The sequence below is a fragment of the Nonomuraea sp. NPDC050691 genome (genome assembly GCF_040654455.1).
GTDB lineage: Bacteria > Actinomycetota > Actinomycetes > Streptosporangiales > Streptosporangiaceae > Nonomuraea.
Genome location: NZ_JBFAIA010000137.1, coordinates 1 through 22382, shown reverse-complemented (window position 1 = coordinate 22382; position 22382 = coordinate 1). Strand labels below are relative to the sequence as shown.

18 protein-coding genes and 1 pseudogene are annotated in these 22382 nt (G+C 73.6%); 11 read left to right on the top strand and 8 right to left on the bottom strand.

What is annotated here, in order from left to right; all coding sequences use genetic code 11:
* Positions 1-86: 86 nt before the first annotated feature.
* The 7 genes from AB0H81_RS33310 (at position 87) to AB0H81_RS33280 (ending at position 8891) form a co-directional block, all read left to right on the top strand.
* On the top strand, positions 87-308 hold the full coding sequence (locus AB0H81_RS33310) for a hypothetical protein (protein ID WP_358382618.1): 222 nt from the start codon (positions 87-89) through the stop codon (positions 306-308).
* A gap of 165 nt (positions 309-473) precedes the next feature.
* Positions 474-956: a (2Fe-2S)-binding protein gene (locus AB0H81_RS33305; RefSeq protein ID WP_358382616.1), complete on the top strand. Its 483-nt coding sequence runs from the start codon at positions 474-476 to the stop codon at positions 954-956.
* Positions 953-3364 carry a xanthine dehydrogenase family protein molybdopterin-binding subunit gene (locus AB0H81_RS33300; RefSeq protein WP_358382613.1) on the top strand — a complete coding sequence of 804 codons (2412 nt, stop codon included), beginning with the start codon at positions 953-955 and terminating at the stop codon, positions 3362-3364. The genes AB0H81_RS33305 and AB0H81_RS33300 overlap by 4 nt, the downstream gene beginning before the upstream one ends.
* Complete coding sequence (locus AB0H81_RS33295; protein ID WP_358382610.1) at positions 3361-4215, top strand: xanthine dehydrogenase family protein subunit M; 855 nt, start codon at positions 3361-3363, stop codon at positions 4213-4215. Before AB0H81_RS33300 ends, AB0H81_RS33295 begins: the two co-directional genes overlap by 4 nt.
* Before the next feature lie 68 nt (positions 4216-4283).
* The gene (locus AB0H81_RS33290; RefSeq protein WP_358382607.1) at positions 4284-5033 is read left to right on the top strand and encodes an SRPBCC family protein; all 750 of its coding nucleotides are present in this window, start codon (positions 4284-4286) and stop codon (positions 5031-5033) included.
* A 121-nt stretch (positions 5034-5154) separates the two neighbouring features.
* A complete protein-coding gene (locus tag AB0H81_RS33285; protein ID WP_358382604.1) occupies positions 5155-7830 on the top strand; it encodes a CDP-glycerol glycerophosphotransferase family protein in 2676 nt (891 codons plus the stop codon).
* Complete coding sequence (locus tag AB0H81_RS33280) at positions 7827-8891, top strand: glycosyltransferase (protein ID WP_358382601.1); 1065 nt, start codon at positions 7827-7829, stop codon at positions 8889-8891. Before AB0H81_RS33285 ends, AB0H81_RS33280 begins: the two co-directional genes overlap by 4 nt.
* Positions 8892-8912: 21 nt before the next feature.
* Here the strand turns inward: AB0H81_RS33280 and AB0H81_RS33275 are convergent, their stop codons facing one another.
* The 3 genes from AB0H81_RS33275 to AB0H81_RS33265 are packed head-to-tail and all read right to left on the bottom strand — an operon-like array spanning position 8913 to position 12425.
* Positions 8913-9959 (bottom strand): sulfotransferase, encoded by a 1047-nt coding sequence (locus AB0H81_RS33275; protein WP_358382599.1) that lies wholly within the window; start codon positions 9957-9959, stop codon positions 8913-8915.
* 21 nt (positions 9960-9980) lie between these two features.
* Positions 9981-10928, bottom strand: a complete 948-nt coding sequence (locus AB0H81_RS33270; RefSeq protein ID WP_358382597.1) for a CDP-alcohol phosphatidyltransferase family protein — start codon at positions 10926-10928, stop codon at positions 9981-9983.
* A gap of 48 nt (positions 10929-10976) precedes the next feature.
* Positions 10977-12425 carry a glycosyltransferase family 2 protein gene (locus AB0H81_RS33265; protein ID WP_358382595.1) on the bottom strand — a complete coding sequence of 483 codons (1449 nt, stop codon included), beginning with the start codon at positions 12423-12425 and terminating at the stop codon, positions 10977-10979.
* Positions 12426-12582: 157 nt separating this feature from the next.
* Between AB0H81_RS33265 and AB0H81_RS33260 the strand changes: the two genes are divergently transcribed.
* Positions 12583-13092 (top strand): GNAT family N-acetyltransferase, encoded by a 510-nt coding sequence (locus AB0H81_RS33260; protein ID WP_358382592.1) that lies wholly within the window; start codon positions 12583-12585, stop codon positions 13090-13092.
* The gene (pseI, locus tag AB0H81_RS33255; RefSeq protein WP_358382590.1) at positions 13089-14138 is read left to right on the top strand and encodes a pseudaminic acid synthase; all 1050 of its coding nucleotides are present in this window, start codon (positions 13089-13091) and stop codon (positions 14136-14138) included. The genes AB0H81_RS33260 and pseI overlap by 4 nt, the downstream gene beginning before the upstream one ends.
* Positions 14139-14142: 4 nt before the next feature.
* Here pseI and AB0H81_RS33250 read toward each other — a convergent pair whose 3' ends face one another.
* Positions 14143-15108, bottom strand: coding sequence for a glycosyltransferase (locus AB0H81_RS33250; RefSeq protein WP_358382587.1), 966 nt, complete (start codon positions 15106-15108; stop codon positions 14143-14145).
* Positions 15105-15833 carry a glycosyltransferase family protein gene (locus tag AB0H81_RS33245; protein WP_358382582.1) on the bottom strand — a complete coding sequence of 243 codons (729 nt, stop codon included), beginning with the start codon at positions 15831-15833 and terminating at the stop codon, positions 15105-15107. Before AB0H81_RS33245 ends, AB0H81_RS33250 begins: the two co-directional genes overlap by 4 nt.
* Before the next feature lie 104 nt (positions 15834-15937).
* On the opposite strand from AB0H81_RS33245, the gene pseB reads away from it, so the two are divergent.
* Both pseB and AB0H81_RS33235 read left to right on the top strand, forming a co-directional pair.
* A complete protein-coding gene (pseB, locus tag AB0H81_RS33240) occupies positions 15938-16924 on the top strand; it encodes a UDP-N-acetylglucosamine 4,6-dehydratase (inverting) (protein WP_358382579.1) in 987 nt (328 codons plus the stop codon).
* A complete protein-coding gene (locus tag AB0H81_RS33235) occupies positions 16921-18045 on the top strand; it encodes a DegT/DnrJ/EryC1/StrS family aminotransferase (protein WP_358382577.1) in 1125 nt (374 codons plus the stop codon). The genes pseB and AB0H81_RS33235 overlap by 4 nt, the downstream gene beginning before the upstream one ends.
* Positions 18046-18060: 15 nt before the next feature.
* Here the strand turns inward: AB0H81_RS33235 and AB0H81_RS33230 are convergent, their stop codons facing one another.
* The 3 genes and pseudogenes from AB0H81_RS33230 to AB0H81_RS33220 form a co-directional block, all read right to left on the bottom strand.
* The gene (locus tag AB0H81_RS33230) at positions 18061-19956 is read right to left on the bottom strand and encodes a glycosyltransferase family 2 protein (RefSeq protein WP_358382574.1); all 1896 of its coding nucleotides are present in this window, start codon (positions 19954-19956) and stop codon (positions 18061-18063) included.
* 109 nt (positions 19957-20065) lie between these two features.
* Positions 20066-21898: a hypothetical protein gene (locus AB0H81_RS33225; RefSeq protein WP_358382571.1), complete on the bottom strand. Its 1833-nt coding sequence runs from the start codon at positions 21896-21898 to the stop codon at positions 20066-20068.
* Positions 21895-22382: pseudogene (locus AB0H81_RS33220) on the bottom strand (hypothetical protein); the annotation flags it as partial. The gene AB0H81_RS33225 and the pseudogene AB0H81_RS33220, both read right to left, overlap by 4 nt.

Sequence of the window (22382 nt, the reverse complement as noted above, 5' to 3'; positions counted from 1 at the left end):
GCTGGAGCCCGAGACGACGACCAAGGGGCCGGTGTCGACCATTGTTCTGAACCTGAGGAGCGGATTCGGCGACATGGAGGTGCGCCGTGCCGCGTGAGCATGAGGCGGACGACGAGCTGGAGCCGGTGCGGAGCACCCATCGCACGGACTGGATGGCGCTGCTCAGCGGCATGCTGTTCGTGGCGCTCGGCGCGCTGGTGCTGACGGGCGCGCTGAAGGACCCGCTGGCGCTGGTGGGGCTGGTGGTGGTCGGGCTGGGCTTCTCGGGCCTGGTCGCGGTGATCGCCAGGGTCGCCCGGGGCCGCTGAGCGATCACCGGCCGGCGGGCGCGAAACGGCCCTGAGCGGGCGGGACGCCGGCTCCTCGGGGTCGTAGGAACGAGTGGTGCGGGGTAAGTGAACCCTTGACCGGGAAAAACCCCGGCGTAATTTGGCATTTATCCACTCATTCCCCCCTGCTTCGAGGGAGGACGTATGCCCCGCATCACCATCACCGTCGATGGGGTCAGGTACGAGGAGGACGTGGAGCCGCGGCTCCTCCTCGTCCACCTCCTACGGGAGCGGCTGGGCAAGACCGGCACACCCATCGGCTGTGACACCAGCAACTGCGGAGCCTGCACCGTGATGCTGGACGGCAGGAGCGTCAAGAGCTGCTCCGTCCTCGCGGTCCAGGCCGACGGCTGCGACGTCGTCACGATCGAGGGCCTCGGCGCGGACGGGTCCATGCACCCGATGCAGCGGGCCTTCCACGAGGAGCACGCGCTGCAGTGCGGCTACTGCACGCCGGGCATGGTCATGGCGGCGATCGACCTGCTCAGGGACGACCCCGACCCGTCGGAGGAGACGATCCGGCACGGCCTGGAGGGCAACCTGTGCCGGTGCACCGGCTACTGCAACATCGTGCGCGCGGTGAAGCGGGGCGCACAGGAGATGGGGCGGGAGGTGAGGACGCCATGACCGAGCTGGACGCCGGACTGGTCGGCGAGCAGATCGCGGAGAGCGGCCAGATCGCGGAGCCGGACGGCCGCGGGGAGATCGGCCGGGCCCGGCGGCGCAAGGAGGACGCCCGGCTGCTCACCGGGCACACCAGGTGGACCGACAATCTCCAACAGCCGGGCATGGTGCACGTGATGTTCCTGCGCAGCCCGATGGCGCACGCCCGGATCACCCGGGTGGACGTGTCGGCCGCGCGGGAACTCCCCGGGGTGCTCGCGGCCTACAGCGGCCAGGACTTCGCGGACGAGCAGGGCAGCCTGCCGTGCGCCTGGCCGGTGAGCGAGGACATCGTGATCCCCGACCACCCGCCGATGGCGGTGTCGGAGGTGCGCTACGTCGGCGAGGCCGTGGCCTGCGTGGTGGCCTCCGACCGCTACCGGGCGGCCGACGCCCTGGAGGCGATCGAGGTCGACTACGAGCCGCTGCCCGCGGTCATGGACATGCACGACGCGCTCATCCCGGGCAGCCCGAAGGTGCACGAGAGCGGCAACAAGGCGTTCAGCGCCACGATCACCTCCGGCGACGTGGAGGCCGCCTTCCGGGACGCGCCGGTGGTCATCGACCGGACGTACATCCAGCAGCGGCTGATCCCGAGCGCGATGGAGCCGCGCGCGGTGCTCGCGAGCACCGACGGCGACTCGTTCACGCTCTGGTCGTCCACGCAGATCCCGCACGTGCTGCGGGTCATGCTGGCGGTCACCACGGGCATCCCCGAGCACAGGCTGCGGGTGATCGCGCCGGACGTGGGCGGCGGGTTCGGCTCGAAGCTCCAGGTGACGGCCGAGGAGGTGCTGTGCCTGCTGCTGACCCGCCGGCTCGGCCGCCCGGTCAAGTGGAGCGAGTCGCGCACGGAGGGCAACCTGACGGTCCACCACGGCCGTGACCAGATCCAGCACATCCGGCTGGCGGCCGAGGCCGACGGCCGCATCCGGGGCCTGCGGGTGGAGCTGCTGGCCGACATGGGCGCCTACCTCATGCTCGTCACCCCCGGGGTGCCGATGCTGGGCTCGTCGATGTTCAACGCGATCTACAAGATGGACGCCTACGAGTTCGCCTGCACGGGTGTCTTCACCACGAAGATGCCGACCGACGCCTACCGGGGCGCGGGCCGGCCGGAGGCGACGTACGCCATCGAGCGCGTCATGGACGAGCTGGCCGCCGAGCTCGGGATCGACCCGCTGGAGGCGCGGCGGCGCAACTGGATCCGGCACGACGAGTTCCCGTACACCACGATCTCCGGCCTGACCTACGACTCGGGCAACTACGAGGCGGCCACGGAGCGGGCCATGGCGTTGTTCGGCTACGACAAGCTGCGGGCCGAGCAGGTGGACCGGCGCGACAGGGGCGACCCGGTGCAGCTCGGCATCGGCGTCAGCACCTACACCGAGATGTGCGGCCTCGCGCCGTCGCGCATGCTCGGCATGGCCAACTACGGCGCCGGCGGCTGGGAGCACGGCTCGGTGCGCATGCTGCCCACCGGCAAGGTCGAGGTCGTCACCGGCACCTCGCCGCACGGGCAGGGGCACGTGACGTCGTGGAGCCAGATCGCCGCCGACGCGCTCGGCGTGCCGTTCGACGACATCACGGTGCTGCACGGCGACACGGCCGTCGCGCACAAGGGCATGGACACCTACGGCTCGCGCTCGCTGGTCATCGGCGGGGTCGCGGTGCTCCAGGCGTGCGAGAAGGTCAAGGACAAGGCCAGGAAGCTGGCCGCCCACCTGCTGGAGTGCTCGCCGGACGACCTGGAGTTCGAGGCCGGGGCGTTCAAGGTGCGGGGCACCGGGGCGAGCAGGACGATCCAGGAGCTGGCGTTCGCCGCGTTCACGGCGCACGACCTGCCCGAGGGCGTCGAGGCGCGGCTCGACGCCGACGCGACGTACGACCCGGAGAACTACTCCTTCCCGCACGGCACCCACCTGTGCGCGGTCGAGGTGGACACCGAGACGGGCATGATCAGGATCCGCTCGTACGTGGCGGTGGACGACGTCGGCAAGGTCGTCAACCCGCTGATCGTCGAGGGGCAGGTCCACGGCGGCATCGCGCAGGGCGTCGCCCAGGCACTGTTCGAGGAGGCGGTGTACGACGCGGACGGCAACCTGCTGACCGCGACGATGGCCGACTACCTGCTGCCGTCGGCGGCCGACCTGCCGGCCTTCACGACGGACCGCACCGAGACGCCCTCCACGGGCAACCCGCTGGGCGTCAAGGGCGTGGGCGAGGCGGGCACGATCGCCTCCACCCCGGCCGTCGTGAACGCGGTCGTGGACGCGTTGCGCCCGCGCGGCGTCCACGACGTCCAGATGCCCTGCACGCCGGAGCGCGTGTGGCGCGCGGTCCAGGGAGCCCGGGGAGGAGCACGGTCATGATCCCTGCACGGTTCGACTACCTGCGCGCCGGCTCGCTGGAGGAGGCGTGCCAGGCGCTGGCCTCCGACGAGGACGCCAAGGTGCTGGCGGGCGGTCAGTCGCTGCTGCCGCTGCTGCGGCTCCGGCTGTCGTACCCGACGACGCTGGTCGACATCGGCCGGCTGCCCGAGCTGTCGGGCATCGAGGACCGGGGCGACCACGTCCACATCGGCGCCATGACCACGCACGACGAGGTGATGCGCTCGCCCGTCGTCGGCGCGGCCTGCCCGCTGGTGGCGATGGCGACCGCCACGGTGGCCGACCCGGCCGTGCGGCACCGCGGCACGTTCGGCGGCTCGCTGGCGCACGGCGACCCGGCGGGTGACCTGCCGGCCGTGGTGCTGGCGCTGGACGGGGTGTTCGTGGCCCGTTCGGAGCGGGGCGAGCGGGACATCCCGGCCGCGGAGTTCTTCGTGGACTACCTGGAGACGTCGCTGCGGCCGGGCGAGATCCTGGCCGGAGTGCGGATCCCGAAGCTCGGCGAGGGCTGGGGCTACCACTACGAGAAGTTCCACCGGACCGCTCAGGCCTGGGCGATCGTGGGCGTGGCCGCAGCCGTCAAGCGCTCGAACGGGGCCATCCAGGAGGCGCGCGTCGGCCTGACCAACATGGGCTCGACGCCGTCGCGGGCCCGCGCGGTCGAGGCCGCGCTGCGGGGCGTGGAGATCGGCGAGCAGGTACGGCCGGCCTGCGAGGCGGCGGCCGAGGGCACCTCGCCCCCGGCGGACCTGCACGCGCAGCCCGACTACCGCCGGCACCTGGCCAAGGTGCTGACCTACCGCGCGATCGGCAAGGCCGCCGGGGCGCCCTGACGCGAGCGGAGGCGTCCCTTCCCGGGCGCCTCCGTCCGGACGTGAAGTCGAAGGTGAGGAGCGTTCCGATGGCGATGCGGTTCGAGCACGAGTTCACCGTCCCGGTCCCGGTCGAGCAGGCATGGGCGGTGCTGCTCGACGTCGAGCGCGTGGCGCCGTGCCTTCCCGGCGCGACCCTCGACGTCTTCGAGGGCGACGAGTTCACCGGCCGGATGAAGGTCAAGGTGGGGCCCATCACCGTCACCTACCGCGGCTCGGCCCGGTTCGAGGACGTGGACAAGGATGCCCACACCCTCACGATCAAGGGGGCGGGCAAGGAGGCGCGCGGGGCCGGCACGGCCTCGGCCACGGTCAAGGCCCGGCTGACCCCGGCCGGGGGCGGCACCACCACCGTGGCGGTGGAGACGTCGTTCCAGGTGACGGGGCGGCCCGCGCAGTTCGGGCGCGGGGTCATGGCGGAGGTGGGCCAGAAGCTGATCGACAGGTTCGCGGCGAACCTGGCCGAGCTGCTGACCGAGCCGTCCCACGAGACTCCTCCCGTGGCGGCGGTCCCGGCCGCCGAGGCGGTCCCAGGTCCCGGGCCCGGCCCCGTGAGCGCGGAGGAGCGGGCCGGGGAGCGGCATCTCACCGCGGTCCCCGAGCCGGAGCCGGAGCTGCGGCCGGCGGGCACGCTGCGCACCTCGCGCAGCGCCGACGAGGAGGCCCTGGACCTGCTGGAGATCGCCGGCGCGCCGCTGCTGAAGCGGCTCGCGCCCGTCGCGGGCGCGCTGGTGGCGCTCGCGTTCGCGATCTGGCTGATCAGGCGGCTGATGCGGTAGATCGGACGGCGCCCTCGACCGGCTGATGCGATAGATATCGCCAAATCACCTTAAACCCGGACAAGTTACGCCGAACTCCGGGAATCCCCTCCCCACGTGACGCTCTCACGGGGGAGGCGGCATGCCGGACTGCACGGTCGTCGTGATCACCTACAACGACGCGGCCCGCCTGCCCCGGGCCGTGCGCTCCGTCCTCCGCCAGACGCAGCGCGACCTGGAAGTGATCATCGCCGACGACGCGAGCACGGACGACACCGCGCGCGTGGCCGCGGAGCTCGTACGGGCCGACCCGCGCGTGCGCCACCTGCGCCGGGAGGTCAACAGCGGCGGCTGCGGCGCCCCGCGCAACGACGGCCTGGACGCCGCGGCCTCGCCGTACGTCATGTTCCTCGACAGCGACGACGAGCTGCCCCGGCACGCCTGCAAGAGCCTGCTCGCCGAGATCCGGCGCACCGGCGCGGACTTCGTCTCCGGCCAGATCTCGCGCCTGTACGAGTGGACCGGCCGGACGGAGCCCTACTACCCCGAGCTGTTCGCCGCCCGGAGGGTCGTGGAGGGCATCCGCGAGGAGCCCCGGCTGTTCCTCGACTCGTTCACCACCAACAAGCTCTACCGCGTGTCCTTCCTGCGCGAGCACCGGCTGCGCTTCCCCGAGGACATCCACTACGAGGACCACGTCTTCGCCACCGAGGCGTACGCCGTCGCCCGCCGCTTCGCCGTCGTGCCCTGGCCCGTCTACCTGTGGCACCGGGTGCGCGACGGCTCGTCCGGCTCGCCCAGCATCTCGCTCCGCATCCGCGAGATGGAGAACGTGCGCCACCGGCTCGTCGCCGCCTGGCGCAGCGACGACGTGCTGCGCGCGCACGGCCTGGCCGGCCTGGTGCCGGACCGGCAGGAGCGGTTCCTGCGCCAGGACCTGCGCGTCTACCTCAACCCTTTGCCCCGGCGCGAGCGGGTGTGGGTCAAGGAGTTCGCCGCGCTCGTCCGGCCGTACATGGAGCGGATCCCGGCCGAGGTGGTCGACCGGCTCGACCCGATGACGCGGGTGTGCTGCCACCTCATCCTGGAGGACCGGATCGACGACCTCATGGTGGCCGCCGGCTCGCTGACCGGCCACCGCCCCCCGCCGCGGGCCGCGGTCCGGGCCGACGGGCGGACGTACTGGGGCACCACGGTCTCCCCCGGCATGGACATCACCTCCCTGCGGCTGGCCGAGCTGCCCTTCAGCGCGAGCCGCCTGCGGCACGAGGTGACGGAGCTGTCCGCCGACGGGGAGCGGGTGCGCATGACCGTGCACACGTACGACCCGTTCGGCGTGCTGCCGGTGGAGTGGCGGGCCTGCCTGCGGCTCGGCCGCGAGCAGGTGCCGATCCGGCCCGTCCCGTCGGGCGAGGGCGGCTACACCACCGAGGTGGACTTCACGGTGCGGCGGGGCTGCGAGCCGCGCATCGCCTTCACCAGCCTCGCGACCGGCCACACCACCTGCGACCGGCTCATCGTCCATCCCGGCGCCGAGCCGATCGACCTGCGCCGGGTACGGCTCGAAGCGTGCGGCCACACCGCGTACCTGCGTGCCCGCGAGCACAGGAGCATCCGCTCGCTGCCGCGGCGGATCGCCCGCAGGCTGCTGAGGATCGCCGGCCGGCCGCGCCACAAGCTGCTGGCCTACCGCGCGCTGACCATGCTGCTGCCGGCGCGCCGCGACCTCGCGCTGTTCGAGTCGGACGTCGGCAAGGGCTGCACGGGCAGCCCGCGCGCCGTCCACGACGAGATCAGGAGGCGCGGCCTGCCCGTCGAGACGGTCTGGTCGGTGGCCAGGGGCCGGGGCGACGTCCCCGCCGGCGCGCGGACGGTGCGCCGCGGGAGCTGGCGCTACGTCTGGACGCTGGCCCGCGCCGGCATCTGGGTGGACAGCCACGGCTTCCCCCTCGACTACCCGAAGCCACGCCGTACCCGCTATCTGCAGACCTGGCACGGCCAGGGCATCAAGTCCATCGGCTTCGACGCGCCCGACCTGCGCTCCGACTTCGACCGGCCGCGCGAGGTGTGGCGCGCCGCGGTCGCCCGCTGGGACGCGCTCGTCTCCCCCAGCGAGGAGTTCTCGCGGCTGTTCGCCCGCGCCAACGGCTACACCGGCCCCATCCTGCGGTACGGCACGCCGCGCTGCGACGCGCTGGTCCGCGGGGTGCCGAGGACCGACGTCCACGCCCGGCTGGAGATCCCGCCGGACCGCAGGATCCTGCTGTACGCGCCCACCTACCGTGACCGGGCCATGGGCGGGGGCGCGTCGGTCAGGGCCGACCTGGCGCTGATGGCCGAGGAGCTGGCCGACGAGTGGGTGGTGATTCTGCGCACCCATCCGGTCGAGCGGTACACGGTGCCGGAGCACCTGCGGTACTTCGTCCGACCGGCGGGGACCTATCCCGAGGTCAACGATCTGATGCTGGCCTCCGACGCGCTGCTGACGGACTACTCGTCGGTGATGTGCGACTACGCGATCACGGGGAAGCCGATGCTGTTCCTCATCGACGACTGGGACGACTACCGGCTGCGCGAGCGCGGGGTGTACCACGACCTGCCGGCGATCGCCCCGGGGCCATGCGTGACGACCACCGGGGAGCTCATCGACCGCCTGCGTGACCTGCCCGGCGTCCACGCCTCCTACGCGTCCCGGTACGCGGCCTTCCGCGACCTGTGGTGCGCCGACGAGCGGGGCGACGCGGCGTCCCGGGTCGTGACGGCCTTCTTCGGCGACGCCGGCCGCGGCGGCGGTTCCGGAACGGGCCGAGCCGCGTGAACGTCGTCTTCGCGTGCCTGGACGCCGACACGCTCGGCGGGATCCAGCGGGTCACGCACACCCTCGCGCAGGGCCTGGCCGAGCGGGGCCACGACGTCCGGGTGATCGGCCTGCACCGCTCCGCCGCGCCGTTCCGGTACGTGGCCGAGCCCCGCTACCGGCGGCACCTGGTCAGCCGGGCGCCGTCGGGCCGGTCCGGCCGCCTGGCGCGGGCGCGGGCCGACCGGCGCCTGGCCCGGCTGCTGCGGGCCTGCTCGCCGGGGTTCGCGGTGCTGACCTCGCCGAGCGTGGTCGCCCGGGTGGCGCCGCTGCTGCCGCACGCGCTCCACTCGATCGGCCAGTACCACGGCTCGTACGAGCACGCGGGCGGCTGCTGGCACCTGGGCTCCATCCGCCGTCACTACCCGGGGCTCGACCAGGCGGTGTTCCTGAGCGAGGACGACGCCTGGCGCTTCTCCGAGGAGGCGCTGCTGCCCAACACGTGGTCCCTGCCGAACCCGCTGTCCGCCTGGCCGGAGCGGGTCTCCACACTGGAGGCCCCCCGCGTGCTGGGCGTGGGGCGCCTGGAAGGGGTCAAGAGGTTCGACCGGTTGATCACCGCGTTCGCCGCCTCGGGAGCGCCGCGGCCCTGGGAGCTGCACCTCGTCGGCGACGGCTCCGAGCTGGACCGGCTGCGTGCGCACGCCGCCCGCGAGGGCGTGGCGGACCGGGTGGTGTTCCGGGGACGGGTGCCCGCCGAGCGGATGCCCGGCGAGTACCTGGCCGCCTCGCTGGTGGCGCTGACCAGCGAGCACGAGGGGCTGCCGCTCACGCTGCTGGAGGCGGCGGCGCACGGGGTGCCCGGGGTGGCGTTCGACGTGTCGGGCGGGGTGCGGGAGGCGGGCCCGGTGCTGGTCCCGCCGGGCGACACCGGTGCGTTCGCCCTGGAGCTGGGCCGGCTCGCCGGCTCGCCCCGGGAGCGGCGGCGGCTCGGCGCCGCCGCCCGCGCCCGGGCCGAGGCGTTCCGCCTCGACCGCGTGCTGGACGCCTGGGAAACCCTGTTCGCCCACGTCACGCGCTGACGTCGTGGGCGAGGCCGCCCGTCAGGCGGTGACGGACGGGCGCGCCCCGTCGGCGTGCTGCGGCGGCAGCCCGGCCAGCGACCGCTGGCCCGAGGTGAGCAGCGCCGCCACGGGCCCCGGCTCGCGCAGCCGCTGGATGCGGTCGCGCAGGCGCTTGCGCGACCGGCTGGCCTTGCGCTTCTGCATGACCCGCTGGAGGGTCGCGATGTGCTCCTTCGAGGGCGCAGGCGCGCCGCTGAGCTCGTACCCGTTGGCCACCAGCCGGTCGCCGAGCGCCTGCTCGGCCAGCGCGATCTCCCAGCCCTCCAGCCGGTTGGTCCAGCTCCCGACGCGGGTGCGCATCACGTCGCCGTGGGTGTTGCTGTGCCAGACCTTGTGCACGGGCACGGCAACCTGGGCCGCCTCGCGCGGCGAGACCATCGCCGGGTCGAAGTCCTCCTCCAGGAAGAGGCAGAGCTTCTTCAGCTCGGTCGACGGATCGTCGGTCAGGTCCTCGTAGCGCAGCTCGTAGTAGGTGTCGGCGGGCAGCGTGCGGCGCAGCTTGACGCCCGCGTCGATCGCCTCGGCCCAGGTGGAGATGGCGTGGAAGGAGTTGTGGGTGTACCAGGGCATCTCCTTCAGTGAGGAGACGCAGTCGCGGCCGTCCCTGATGAGGTGAATGAACTGGGCGTCGGGGAAGAGCCTGAGCAGGATGTCCACCTGCTTGACGTAGCTCGGCCGCTTGTCGCCCCAGCGGGGCTTGCCGAACCTCGCCGCGTACATGCGGAACGTCGCGCCGATCACCGAGCCGAGCGAGCCGGGGCCCTCGACGCACTCACGGACGAACTCGTCCTTGTCGATCTTGAGTTCCTTGAACTTCGTGGTGCGGTCGGTCGCGATCCACTCCGCGAGGGTGGCGCGGCGCTGGGCGAGGCGCATGTCGCCGAACGTGCGGCGGCGCTGGTACACGGGCACGACGTACCGCGTCTCCGGCGGGACCGCCATGCGCGGGTGGGAGTGGAGCATGAGCTGCAGCATCGTGGTGCCGGAGCGCGGGCAGCCGACGACAAAGACGGGCCGATCGGACATTTCGTACTAACCCCCGAAAACTTAGACGAGAACGTGCTCTCGGCTCTCCTGCCGGGAGGACACGGTGTGCCGGCGCGTGAAGCGCCACATCCGGTGGACAAGGAAGATCTCGTTGGCGAGCAGCAGGACCCCGGCGACCGCGGACACCGGCACCAGCGCGGCCACGCCGACGAGGGGAGCGACCACGAACACCGCGGCGTGGAACTCGATGCCGCTGATCAGGTGCGTGCGGACGCGGCGGCGGGCCAGGTACCGGTTGAGCCGCCGGGAGAACGTGCGGTTGCGGCCCCGCCGGCGGGCGGCGGTCGCCACGTGCTCCACCGCCTCGTCGTCGTCGACGGCCGCGCCGGCGACCGGCTCGTCGTCGTCCTCGCCGAGCGCCGGCTCATCGACGATCCGCAGGTCGAGAACGGGCTCCCGGACGGCCGAGGCGTACTCCCGGTGCCAGACGCGGGCGGCCTCCGCCAGCTCGGCGGCCTCCACCCGCGACTCCCTGATGATCTCGCGGACCCGCTTCATCTGCGGCGCGTTGACGTACCGGAACAGGTCGAGCACGGCGACCCCAGCGCCGAGCACGATGAACCGCACGTCACCGGTGAGCGCGTACTGCCCGTAGGCCAGACCTGTCGCGCAGAGGACCACCCGCACCCGGTCGCCCACGTAGTCGAGCCAGAGCCCGAAGGGCGTCCCCGTGCCCTTCAGCCGGGCGATCTTCCCGTCCACGCAGTCGACCATGAAGCTGAGATAGAACGCCGCCGCGCCCGCGACCAGCAGGTCCAGGGCGAAGCAGACGGCCGAGACCAGGCCGATGACCAGCGACAGCACGGTGAGCTCGTTGGGCGTGATCCGCGTCCGGTTGGCCACCAGCAGAGCCGTCCGGCAGGCCAGCGGGTCCACGAGGTACACGGTCCACCAGGAGTCTCTCCGCTTGCGTGCCGCATGGACGTCATCGAGCGAATAGGACCTCATGGATTCCAGGATGGCTACCCGCTGTGAGCGAAGAACTACTGTCTGGAACTACTGGGTGATGTCCATGCCCGTTCTTGACCATCCCGGCACGGACAGTCGCCACGTCCGGTTGCCGTCCCCGTCGCGGAAGCAGCCGTCCAGCACGAGCCCGCGCGTCTCCACCTGCGCGTGCAGGCGCCACGTCGGGCCGCCGCGCCGCAGCCGCCGCGGATCGATCTCGGCCACCAGCCGGCCCGGCCCGAGCCGCCGTGACGGCAGCGGCACCTTGCGGCTGCCGTCGCTCAGCCACACCTCGATCTTGCGCGGCCTCCGCTCCACCCGGTGTAGGGCCACCTCGCCGACCACCGCGAACCCCTGGCCGTCCCACCGGCACTCCTCGACCCGGGCCAGCACCTTGATCTCCTCCCGGGCGTCGTACACCTCGTCGGGGATCCGCAGCGACCGGTCACGGAAGTACGGGTAGTCGCCGTACCAGTTGACGCGGCGCAGCCCGCGCGGCACGATGCGCGCGGCCTCCTCCGACGACCGCCTGAACTCGCGCACCCTGCGCAGCTCCTTGACCAGCCCGCGCTCCACCAGGTGCAGCTCCAGCCGCCGCAGCGACGGCGCGGTGGCCAGCACGCCGGGGCTGAGCACGGCCAGCCACTGGCGGGCGAGGTCCAGCAGCGGCTCCAGCTCGTCGCCCTCCGCGTGCTCCAGCGCCTGGAACAGGAAGACGATGTCCTTCTCCAGCACCAGGCCGTCGAAGGAGCGGGTCAGCTCCGGCGCCTCCTCCTGCAGGAACGAGCGGACGGCCCGGATGGCCTCCAGACGGTCGGCGAGGTTGGGCAGCTCGGCCCGCCGCTGCGTGATCGAGGTGCCCCCGGCCTCGCGCCTGCGCCAGTGGTAGACGACGTCCGGCAGCAGGTCCACGCTGGCGGCCAGCACGTGGGCGCGCATGCTGAGCGGCACGTCCTCGTAGATGCCCTGCCGGAACCGCAGCCGGTGCTCGTACCAGAAGTCCTTGCGGTAGAGCTTGTTCCACACCGTGCGGTCCCTGACGAGCACCCGCCGGTCCATGATGTGCGTGCGCCGCACCTCACGTTTGAACACCTTGTCGTGCAGCGACGACGACGACAGCTCGCCGTCCGCCATGCGCCGCACCCCGCCGCACGCGAGGTCGGAGCCGGTCCGCTCCAGCGAGGAGACCAGCAGCTCGTACGCCTCCGACGGCACGACGTCGTCGCTGTCGGCGAAGGCCAGGTACGACCCGCGGGCCCACCGGACGCCCTCGTTGCGGGCCGGGCCGGGCCCCCGGTTGGGCTGGCGCACCATGACGAAGCGCGGATCGCGGGAGGCGAACCGCTCCGCGATCCGCCGGCTGCCGTCCACCGAACCGTCGTCCACCAGGATGACCTCGATGTCGTTCAGCGTCTGGGCCGCCAGCGACTCCAGGCACTCGGCGATGTACTGCTCCACGTTGTAGAACGGGACGACGACGCTGACCAGGGGCGCCATGCCAGGGCTCCTTGTGTGCGGGGGACGGGTTCGAGGGCAGCATGCCGCCGCCATGGCCCGGTGACCGCTGTCGATGCCCCACCCTGATCAGCTCTTTACCAGGCGCATAGTCCGCTACGGTGTGGAGATAACCAGACACTGAGCGTGAGGGGGTCCGATGCTCAGACAGGCCCAGGACGACGATCTGCCGGCCATGCTCCGCTGGCGCAACCATCCGAAGGTCCGCGCGGCCAGCTTCACCACCCACGTGATCGGCGAGGACGAGCACGCCCGCTGGTGGGCCGGAGTGCGCGACGACCCGGCCCGGCGGGTGCTCGTCTACGAGCACGGCGGGACCGCCTCCGGCGTGGTGACCTTCTCCGGGCTCACCCCCGAGCGGCCGATCGCCTCCTGGGGCTTCTACCTCGACCTCGACGGCCTGGAGCGGTCGGGCGAGCTGCTCGCCGCCTGGTTCGGGATCGAGCGCGCCGCGATCCACCACGCCTTCGGCCCGCTCGGCCTGACGACCCTGCGGGGCGAGGTGCTGGCCGGCAACCAGCCCGTCCGCCTGCTGCACAGCCGCTTCGGTTTCAAGGAGACCGGCGGCTACCGGCGCGTCCTCGACGGCGCGACCGTCGACGTGGTGACCATCGAGTTCACCCGCGCGCCCCGCGAGGAGGAGGCATGAGGCCCCTGACGATCGCCGGCCGCCGCGTCGGCCCCGGCGACCCGCCGTTCGTCGTCGCCGAGATGTCCGGCAACCACGACGGCAGCCTCGAACGCGCCCTCGCGATCGTCGAGGCCGTGGCCGCGAGCGGCGCCCACGCGCTGAAGCTGCAGACCTACCGGCCCGACACCATCACGATCGACGCCGACGGCCCGGCCTTCCGCCTCGGCTCCGGCCACGAGCTGTGGGGCGGCGAACGGCTCTACGACCTGTACCAGCGGGCCCACACGCCGTGGGAGTGGCACGAGCCGATCTTCGCCAGGGCGCGGCAGCTGGGGCTCGTGGTGTTCTCCTCGCCGTTCGACCCGACGGCGGTCGAGCTGCTGGAGAAGCTCGGCTCCCCCGCCTACAAGATCGCCTCGTCGGAGCTGGTGGACCTGCCGCTGATCCGGCTCGCCGCGGCCACCGGCAAGCCGCTCGTCCTGTCCACGGGCATGGCCACGGCCGGCGAGATCGACGCGGCCGTGGCGGCGGCCCGCGAGGCGGGCTGCGCCGAGCTGGCCGTGCTCGCCTGCACCGCCTCCTACCCGGCCTCACCCGCCGAGAGCGACCTGCGCGCCCTGCCGCTGCTGGCCGGGCTCACCGGCGCGGTCGTCGGCGTCTCCGACCACACGCCGGGCATCGGCGCGGCGCTCGCGGCGGTCGCGCTCGGCGCCTGCCTCATCGAGAAGCACGTGACGCTGGACCGGGCGGGCGGCGGGGTGGACGCGGCGTTCTCGCTGGAGCCGGCCGAGCTGGCGGCGCTGGTCGTGGAGAGCGAGCGGGCCTGGCAGGCGCTCGGGCAGGCCCGCATCGGGCCGCGGCCGTCGGAGCGGGAGGGGCTGCGCTTCCGCCGGTCGCTCTACGTGGTCGCCGGCGTGCGGGCGGGCGAGCCGGTGACGGAGCGCAACGTCCGCTCGATCCGGCCCGCCGGCGGGCTGCCGCCCGCGGCGCTGGCGGAGGTGACGGGGCGCCGCTTCACCCGCGACGTGCCGGCGGGCACGCCGCTCACCTGGGACCTCATCTGACGGCTCACTTCAGCCTCAGGAGCACGTCGGCGACGCGCTCGCGGCCCTTGCCGTCCACGAGGCCGCCGCCCCGCCTGCCGTACTCCTCGCGCAGCCCCGTGTCGGCCAGCAGCCGGGCCAGCATCTCGGCGGCGGCGGCACCCGGCGCGGGGCCCAGCCCGGCCGCGATGCCGCCGCCCACCAGCGCCTCGTAGCCGATGAGCTGGTTGCCGGTCACCCAGGTCAGCGCGGCCGGCACGCCGAGGTAGAGCAGCTCCCAGATGGTCGAGCCGGCGGCGGTGAGCACCAGGTCGGCCTCGGCCATGAGCTCGGGCAGCCGGTCGGTGGGCGGGATGACGGTGATCGGCCCGTCCGCCGCGAACGGCCGGGGGCTCACCACCGTGGCGCGAAACGGCAGCCCGGTCGCCCCCAGCGCCTCGGCCCAGGCCGGCGCCACGCCCGCGCTGTCGGTGCCGCCGAAGAAGCACAGCACGCGCGGCACGTCACCGCGCGGCCCGGCCACCCGGCGCAGCCCGCGGACGCTGTCGCGCAGCAGCGCGTAGCGCACCCCGGCCAGCCGCTCGGCGGGCAGCGGGAACGGCCGCAGCTCGGCCCCGAGGTTCTGGTCGAGGTAGAGGTCGGCGTCCTGGCCGAGCGGGTCGCCGTCGACGATCGCCAGCACGGCCGCGCCCGTCTCCCTGACCCGCGCGCCCGTGCCGGGGGCCAGGTCGTAGGAGTCGAGCACGACCACGTCGAGGCGCAGGTCGCCCACGAGTTCGGCGAGCCGCCCCGGCTCGGCGGGGGCCGGGACGAGCGGCAGGCCGCGCGACAGGAGCTGGGCCCGCGCCCACGCCGAGCCGGCCAGGTCGCCCAGGAAGCTGACCTCGACGCCGCGCCCGCACAGCTCCTCGGCGAGCGCCACGCAGCGCACCAGGTGGCCGACGCCCCTGCCGGCGCCGGCGTCGCAACGGACGCCGACCCGGCCGCTCATGCCTCCTGCAGCGCTTTCTGCTGGACGTGCGCGTTGAGCCGGCAGATCTCCGGCCGGGCGCGCAGCCAGCCCACGAGCGTCGCGTACGGCACGCACCGGTCGCCGAAGGCGGCCACCACCCGCGAGATGAGCGCCCAGTCGTCCTCGGTGTCGAGCGTGACCCGCAGGTCGGCGGCCGGCGGGGCGTAGGCCAGGCCGAGCAGCCGCGACGCGCCCGGGTGCGTGTAGACGTAGGAGGTGACGTGGACGCGGTGGTGGGCGGTCGCCTCCCGCCCGGCCCGCGCGAGCGCCTCCCGGCTCGCGATCTCCACGTCGAGGCCGCGCGGCAGGGTGCGGGTCAGGCTCGTGCTCAGGTAGTCGAGGCCCGGCACCGCCCGGTAGACCAGCGCGGCCTCGCGGACGATCGCCGGGTCGAGCAGCGGGCAGTCGGCGGTGAAGCGCATCACCGCGTCGGCCGGGTGGAGCTCCAGCGTCTGCTGGAACCGGCCGAGCACGTCGTCGACCGGCCCCCGGTGCCACGCGACGCCGAGCCGCAGGCATTCGGCCACCACGGCCTCGTCGGCGGGCTCGGTCGTGGTGGCCACCACGAGCTCGTCCACCGCGTCCGCCTGTCGTACGGCCCGCACCACCCAGCTCAGCACCGACCGGCCCCCCAGGTCGCGCAGAACCTTGCCCGGCAGGCGCGTGGACCCCGTCCGCGCCTGAATGATTCCGACAATCCGCACTGAAGCCCCATTCCCCCGTGTGACCGTGCGTCGCTGAACGATCGCGCTATGCTACCGGCTCAGCTCCGGCGACTACAGGGCGTGAACACGATTCAGGGGGTCACGTGAGCATTCTGAGCGGATCGTCCGTACTGATCACCGGAGGCACGGGGTCCTTCGGCAAGGCCTTCATCCGCCACGCCTTGCACGTCCTCGACGTGCGGCGCCTGGTGGTCTTCTCCCGCGACGAGCTCAAACAGTGGGAGGCGCGCCAGCTGTTCGGCGACGACCGGCGGCTGCGCTGGTTCATCGGCGACGTGCGCGACCGCGACCGGCTCACCCGCGCCATGCACGGCGTCGACTTCGTCGTCCACGCCGCGGCGCTCAAGCAGGTCGACACCGCCGAGTACAACCCGTTCGAGTACGTCCGCACCAACGTCACCGGCTCGCAGAACGTCGTCGAGGCCGCCATCGACAGCGGTGTGCGCAAGGTCGTCGCCCTGTCCACCGACAAGGCGTCCGGCCCGGTCAACCTGTACGGCGCGACCAAGCTGGTGGCCGACAAGCTGTTCGTGTCGGCCAACCACTACGCCGCCGGCCACACCACCCGCTTCGCCGTCGTGCGCTACGGCAACGTGGTGGGCAGCCGCGGCTCGGTGGTGCCGTTCTTCCAGCGGCTGGCCGCCGAGGGCGCCAGCCTGCCGATCACCGACAAGCGCATGACCCGGTTCTGGATCACCCTCGACCAGGCGGTGCGCTTCGTCGTCGACTCCTTCGACCTCATGCGCGGCGGCGAGCTGTACGTGCCGCGCATCCCCAGCATGCGCATCACCGACCTGGCCGAGGCCGTCGCGCCGTGCGCCTCCGTCCACGAGGTCGGGGTCCGGCCCGGCGAGAAGCTGCACGAGGAGATGATCGGGCCCGACGACGGCCGTCGCGCGCTGCGGCTCGGCGACCGCTACATCGTCCTGCCCGCCATCGCCACGTGGGGGTACGAACCGCCCGCGGCCGGCGAGCCGCTGCCCGACGGCTTCGCCTACCGCTCCGACACCAACGACCTGTGGCTGTCGGCCGACGAGCTGCGCCGCATGCTCGCGGACGGCCGCTGGTGATCCCCTACGGCCGGCAGTCGGTCGCCGAGGACGACGTCCGGGCCGTCGCCGAGGTGCTGCGGGGCGACTGGCTCACCACCGGGCCCGCGGTCACCGCGTTCGAGGCCGGGCTGGCCCGCTGGACCGCCGGTGTGCCGTGCCTGGCCGTCACCTCCGGCACCGCCGCGCTGCACGTGGCCTACGCCGCCGCCGGCATCGGCCCGGGCGACGAGGTCGTCACCTCGCCGCTGACGTTCGTGGCCACCGCCGCCACCGCCGCGCTGCGGGGAGCGCGGGTGGTCTTCGCCGACGTCTGCGACGACACCGGCAACCTCGACCCCGGCGCCGCCGGCGCGGCGGTCACCGGCCGCACGAGGGCCGTCACCGCCGTCGACTACGCCGGCCACCCCGCCGACTACGACGAGCTGCGCGCCGTCGCCGACCGGGCCGGCGCGCTCCTCCTCGGCGACGCGGCCCACTCCCTCGGCGCCTCCTACAAGGGCCGGCCGGTGGGGTCGCTGGCCGACGTCACCACGTTCTCGTTCTTCGCCACCAAGACCGTCACCACCGCCGAGGGCGGCGCGCTGGCCCTGCCCGACGGCGAGCGGTTCACCCGCGCGGCGCGCTTCCGCAACCACGGCCTGGTGCGCGACCCGGCCGAGCAGCGCGACCCCGGCCACGGCGGCTGGCACCAGGAGGTGCACGACTTCGGCCTCAACTACCGGCTGCCCGACGTGCTCTGCGCGCTCGGCCTGAGCCAGCTCGGGCGGCTGCCCGCCTTCCTGGCGCGCCGCGCCGAGCTGGTGGCCCGCTACGACACGCTGCTGGCCGGGGTGCCCGGGCTGCGGCTGCCGGAGCGGCGCCCGTACGTCGAGCCGGCCTGGCACCTGTATCCCGTGCGGATCGGCGACGGGCGCAGGCGCGAGGTGTACGACCGGATGCGGGCGGCGGGAATCGGGGTGCAGGTCAACTACATCCCGGCGTACTGGCATCCGGTGTTCGAGGACCTCGGCTACCGGCGCGGCATGTGCCCGCGGGCCGAGGCGTACTACGCGGAGGAGCTGTCGCTGCCGCTCTTCCCCGGCCTCACCGACGCCCAGCAGGACCAGGTCGTGGAGTCCCTGCTGGCCGTCCTGGGCTGACGGTGCGGCGGGCGCTCACATCGGCGGGCAGTGCTCCACCAGCATCAGGCAGCCGTCGTCGCCCCGGTCGGCCACGAACCTGCGGCCCGCCACGGTCACGGCCGGGCGGGCCCGGGTCCGTACCAGTGGGCGGATCTTCCTGCCCTGGTCGAGGAGGACGTCCCAGCGCGGCACCCGGCCCACCGGCGCCTCGATGTCGCCGAGCCGGATCCGGCCGCTGAAGGCGTGACCGTCCAGGGTGACCGGGAAGTAGACCTCCTCCCCGTCGCCGCGGCGGATCAGGCGCAGCACCGGCTCGCCGTCGCCGGGATCGGCCAGCTCGCCCGCCACCAGCAGGTCACCGCCCTCGATCCGGCACTCGCCGATCAGCGCCTCCGCGCGGCGGATCCGCAGCCCCCACACCCCCTTGCCGGCGCGTACGGGCACCAGCCAGGAGCCCGCCCTGCGCACCGGCGGCGGCACCGCCGGGGGCAGCCACCGGGGCCCGGCGACCTTCGCCTCCAGCCGCAGCCCCCCTGCCCGCAGCTCGACGCGCAGCTCCCAGTGACCGCGCCGGGCCAGCCGCGCGGGCGACAGCGTGGCGGGGTCGAAGGTGAAGCCGAAGGGGAAGCCGGGCGCGGCCGCCGCTCCGCCGTCCTCCTGGGCGAGGCTGAGGCTGGCCGGCATCACCCTGTCCTCCGAGAGCGGCACGGTGTCGCCCGTGCCGCGTTCCTGGAGCCACACGCGGACGCGGGCGCGTCCCAGCCCCCGCGCGTCGAAGCGGCCGACCGACATCCAGCCCTCGCCGCGCAGCAGGCCGTCCCGCCAGCCGGCGGACAGCAGCCGCGTCTCCAGGCCCAGCTCGTCGGTCACCTCCGACAGGTGCGGAGGCAGGGCGGGATGTCCGCCGTACCAGCGCCTGCGGCCCAGCCCGAACCCCACGGACACGAGGGGCGGCCACAGGCGGCCCTCGCGCTCCTGCGCGAACACCGCCGCCAGCTCGTCCAGCCGCCGCCGGTGCAGCAGGTGCGTCAGCAGCCTTCGCTGGTACGGCATGCTCAGCCAGTCGTCCGGGGCCACGCCGTCGAGATAGCGGGCCGCCAGGTCCAGGAGCGCCGGGTCGGCCGCCGGTCCCATGCGGGCGGCCGCCTCCACCGCCACGCTCATGTCGATGTCGAGGGTGTCGCGGTCGAAGCGCGGCTTGACGACCGGCGCCCTGCGGGCGAGCAGCGTGGCCGTCTCCAGCACCGACAGCAGACGGTCGCGCACGTTGCCCGGCTCCAGGCTGCGCTGCGTGACCGACGCGTCGCGCCTGCGCCAGTGGTAGACGACGGCCTTCAGCACGTCCACCGAGGTCGCACCCACGTGCGCGGCCATGGCCACGGGCTGGTCCTCGTACAGCCGTTCCGGGAACGTCAGGTCGAGCGCGTCCCAGAAGGAGCGCCGGTAGACCTTGTTCCACAGCATGCGGTCGCGGACCAGCAGCGGGTGGCGGGTGATGTGCGTCCGCTCCAGCCGCCTGGCGAACGCCTGCCGGTGCGCCCACGACGGCACGAGCTGATCGCGGTGGAGGCGCATGACGTTGCCGCAGGCGAGGTCCGAGCCGGTGGACTCCAGTGACCCCACCAGGCGGCGGAACGCGTCCCGTGGCACCAGGTCGTCGCCGTCCACGAACGCCAGGTACCGGCCGGTCGCGTGCCGCACGCCGATGTTGCGCGCCCGTCCCACGCCGCCGCCGGCCTGCCGGACCAGGCGCACGCGAGGGTCGGCCGCCCGCCTCGCCTCCACCACGGCGGGCCCGCCGTCGCGGCTGCCGTCGTCGACGCAGATCACCTCGAGATCGCGCAGCGTCTGCGCGACCAGCGAGTCGAGGCAGGGGCCGAGGTACTCCTCGACATCGTGGAACGGGACGACCACCGACAGGATCGGCACGAAACCACCTTCTCTCTTCTCTCGCTCTTCTCTCGGCCGTCTTCTCTCGGCTCTCTCGGCCGTGCACGTCGTGCGGCCTTCTCCTGACCGTGGACGTGGTGCGGCTGTCTCAGCGGGACAGGAGGCGCAGGACCTTGCGGGCGGCCCGGCGCGGGCGCGACAGGCGGCGGGACAGCCGGTACCCGAGCGTCCTGCGCAGCGCGGCGGCCTTCCGCTGGCTCTTGCGCAACTTGGCGCCGGTGCGCACCAGCTCGCGTTCGCGGTAGCTCAGCTTGGTCTCCAGGCGCTCGATCCGGGCCAGCGAAGCGGTGAGCTGGTCGGTCAGCCGGTCGCGGGCGCTCAGCAGGTCCCGGTACGTGGGGGCGGCCCCGGCCAGCTCGGCGGGCCCCGGCACCTGCCCCAGCTCGGCCTCCAGCTTGCGGGCCCAGTCGAGGTCGTCCCGGTCGCACGGCTGACCGGCCATGCCGCAGAGCGTCAGCGCGAGCTGCCCGGCGTCGAGCGGCCACGGCCACGGGTGGTGATGCCCGGCCGCGAGCAGCCGCACGGCGAACCGCGACAGGATCCGGCAGAGCACCACGTGCGCGGGCACCGGGCTCCCGGGGGCGGGGACCGGGGTGATGGCGGTGAACCGCTCGCCGTCCCAGACGAGGTTGTCGGCGGCGGCGTCCCCTCCTTCGGCCACCCACGCGGCCAGCCCGGCCAGCAGGTCGCGGACGGCGCGCACGTCCTCGCGGGCGCACGCCTCGACGAGCACCTCCTCGACGATGCGGCCGCGCGGGATGGGGCGCGCGGACCCTCCGGGCAGGCGCCGGGTGGAGGTGGCGGTGACCTCGTGCACGGCCCTGCCGACCTCGACCAGCCCTTCCGGCAGGATGTCGCGGGGGTCCCCGACGGTGACGTCCGACTCGCAGACGTCCTCGGCCACACCCCCTGGCTCGCAGACGTCCTCGGCCACGCCCCCTGGCTCGCAGACGTCCTCGGCCACGCCCCCTGGCTCGCAGGCGTCTGCGATCGCGACACCTGACTGGTAGGCGTCCTCGATCGCGACACCCGCCCCGTAGGCGTCCTCTGCCACGACGGCCGGCTCGTCGGCGTCGTCGGTCGTGACGGCCTCGGGGGCGGCGGGCTCATGCGGGCGCGCCGCCACCGTGAGCCACAGAGGCGCCAGGTGCTCTCCCAGCCCGTGACGGAACGCCAGCCGGGTCAGCCGCAGCGGGTCCGCCACCAGCATGGTGTCGCCGCCGGGCGCCGTGAGCGGCACCGTGAGCGCCTCGGGCAGGTCCTCGCGCAGGAGTTCACGCCCGAACAGGGCACGGGGCGCGCTCCGGGACGGGTACGCGGCGTAGCACCGCTCGGCCACGAGCCCCGCCGCCTCCAGCGCCGCGTCCAGGGCCTGCGGGCCGCCGGGATGGCTGGGGTCGAAGCCGTGCGGCTCCCAGTGCCCGTCGGCGCCTTCGCGGTCGGGCGGCCGGGCGTCGACGAACCGGTCGACGCCGAGGTCGTTCGGCACCGCGAGGACGAGCCGCCCGCCCGGCGCGACGAGCGCGGCGAGGGCGTCGAACGAAGCCCGCCACGGCGGCGCCGGCTCCTCGGCGGAGTGCGTGCGTTCGAGGCCGTCCAGGGCCAGCACCAGGTCGTACGGCTGGACCCCGGTGAGCGCCCGGAGCCGCCCGCAGTGGACGTCCAGCGCGGGATGGCGCTCGCCGAGGGCGCAGGCGTCGGGGTAGGAGCGCACGAGCACGGCCACCGAGGAGGCGCCGCCGGAGACCGCCCCGACGAGGCCCTTCGGGTGCGGCCCGGCCACCAGCACTCTCCCGCCGGGAGGGACGAGCCGCCGGACCAGTTCCAGCCCCGCACCACGCCAGTCGGTGGCCGCGTCGGCGTCGGACCACAGCAGCATCTCGCCGCCGATCAGTCGGACATTGCCAGGCGCCTCGGTCATGCGCATCGCACCCGCTTCCAGCCGAACATTCGCCGTAGCTCCTCAGGTGTCGCCTGATAGTCGAATCCCAGCTCCCGCCGCGCGGCCTCGGCGGCCAGGCCGCGGTCGACGTGTTCGCCGTGCAGCTCGGGCCAGAGCCGCATGCGACGGGCCGTACCTCCGTATTCGGGCCGTTCGCCCTCGAACTGCATCGGATCGCCGTACACGGCGATGTCGCAACCCACCGAGGCGCCGTAGAAGAGCGCGCTGCCGAGCCGGTTGGAGGCCACCCTGCGGTGGCGGCGCAGCTCGGTGAGCTGGCGCTTCAGGAAGTCGCGCCCGGCGTCGTCCCATCGGGAGCCGCGGTCGCCGTGGCAGATGACGCGGAATCCGGCCGACTCGTACGCCCCCCTGATACCGATATTTGCGTATTCGAGCCAGTAAAGGCATACGGTCACCGGGCCGGTTTCCACCTCGCGGATCTGCGTGGCGAGCCGGCCGTGGT

What these genes read in the sequence shown, in the direction of transcription:
- pseI (WP_358382590.1), top strand. Translation starts at nt 13,089, where the DNA reads ATGAGGCCCCTGACGATCGCCGGCCGCCGCGTCGGCCCCGGCGACCCG.
- AB0H81_RS33275 (WP_358382599.1), bottom strand. Translation starts at nt 9,959, where the DNA reads ATGTCCGATCGGCCCGTCTTTGTCGTCGGCTGCCCGCGCTCCGGCACC.
- AB0H81_RS33285 (WP_358382604.1), top strand. Translation starts at nt 5,155, where the DNA reads ATGCCGGACTGCACGGTCGTCGTGATCACCTACAACGACGCGGCCCGC.
- AB0H81_RS33250 (WP_358382587.1), bottom strand. Translation starts at nt 15,108, where the DNA reads ATGAGCGGCCGGGTCGGCGTCCGTTGCGACGCCGGCGCCGGCAGGGGC.
- AB0H81_RS33260 (WP_358382592.1), top strand. Translation starts at nt 12,583, where the DNA reads ATGCTCAGACAGGCCCAGGACGACGATCTGCCGGCCATGCTCCGCTGG.
- AB0H81_RS33295 (WP_358382610.1), top strand. Translation starts at nt 3,361, where the DNA reads ATGATCCCTGCACGGTTCGACTACCTGCGCGCCGGCTCGCTGGAGGAG.
- AB0H81_RS33225 (WP_358382571.1), bottom strand. Translation starts at nt 21,898, where the DNA reads ATGACCGAGGCGCCTGGCAATGTCCGACTGATCGGCGGCGAGATGCTG.
- AB0H81_RS33300 (WP_358382613.1), top strand. Translation starts at nt 953, where the DNA reads ATGACCGAGCTGGACGCCGGACTGGTCGGCGAGCAGATCGCGGAGAGC.
- AB0H81_RS33265 (WP_358382595.1), bottom strand. Translation starts at nt 12,425, where the DNA reads ATGGCGCCCCTGGTCAGCGTCGTCGTCCCGTTCTACAACGTGGAGCAG.
- AB0H81_RS33305 (WP_358382616.1), top strand. Translation starts at nt 474, where the DNA reads ATGCCCCGCATCACCATCACCGTCGATGGGGTCAGGTACGAGGAGGAC.
- AB0H81_RS33270 (WP_358382597.1), bottom strand. Translation starts at nt 10,928, where the DNA reads ATGAGGTCCTATTCGCTCGATGACGTCCATGCGGCACGCAAGCGGAGA.
- AB0H81_RS33290 (WP_358382607.1), top strand. Translation starts at nt 4,284, where the DNA reads ATGGCGATGCGGTTCGAGCACGAGTTCACCGTCCCGGTCCCGGTCGAG.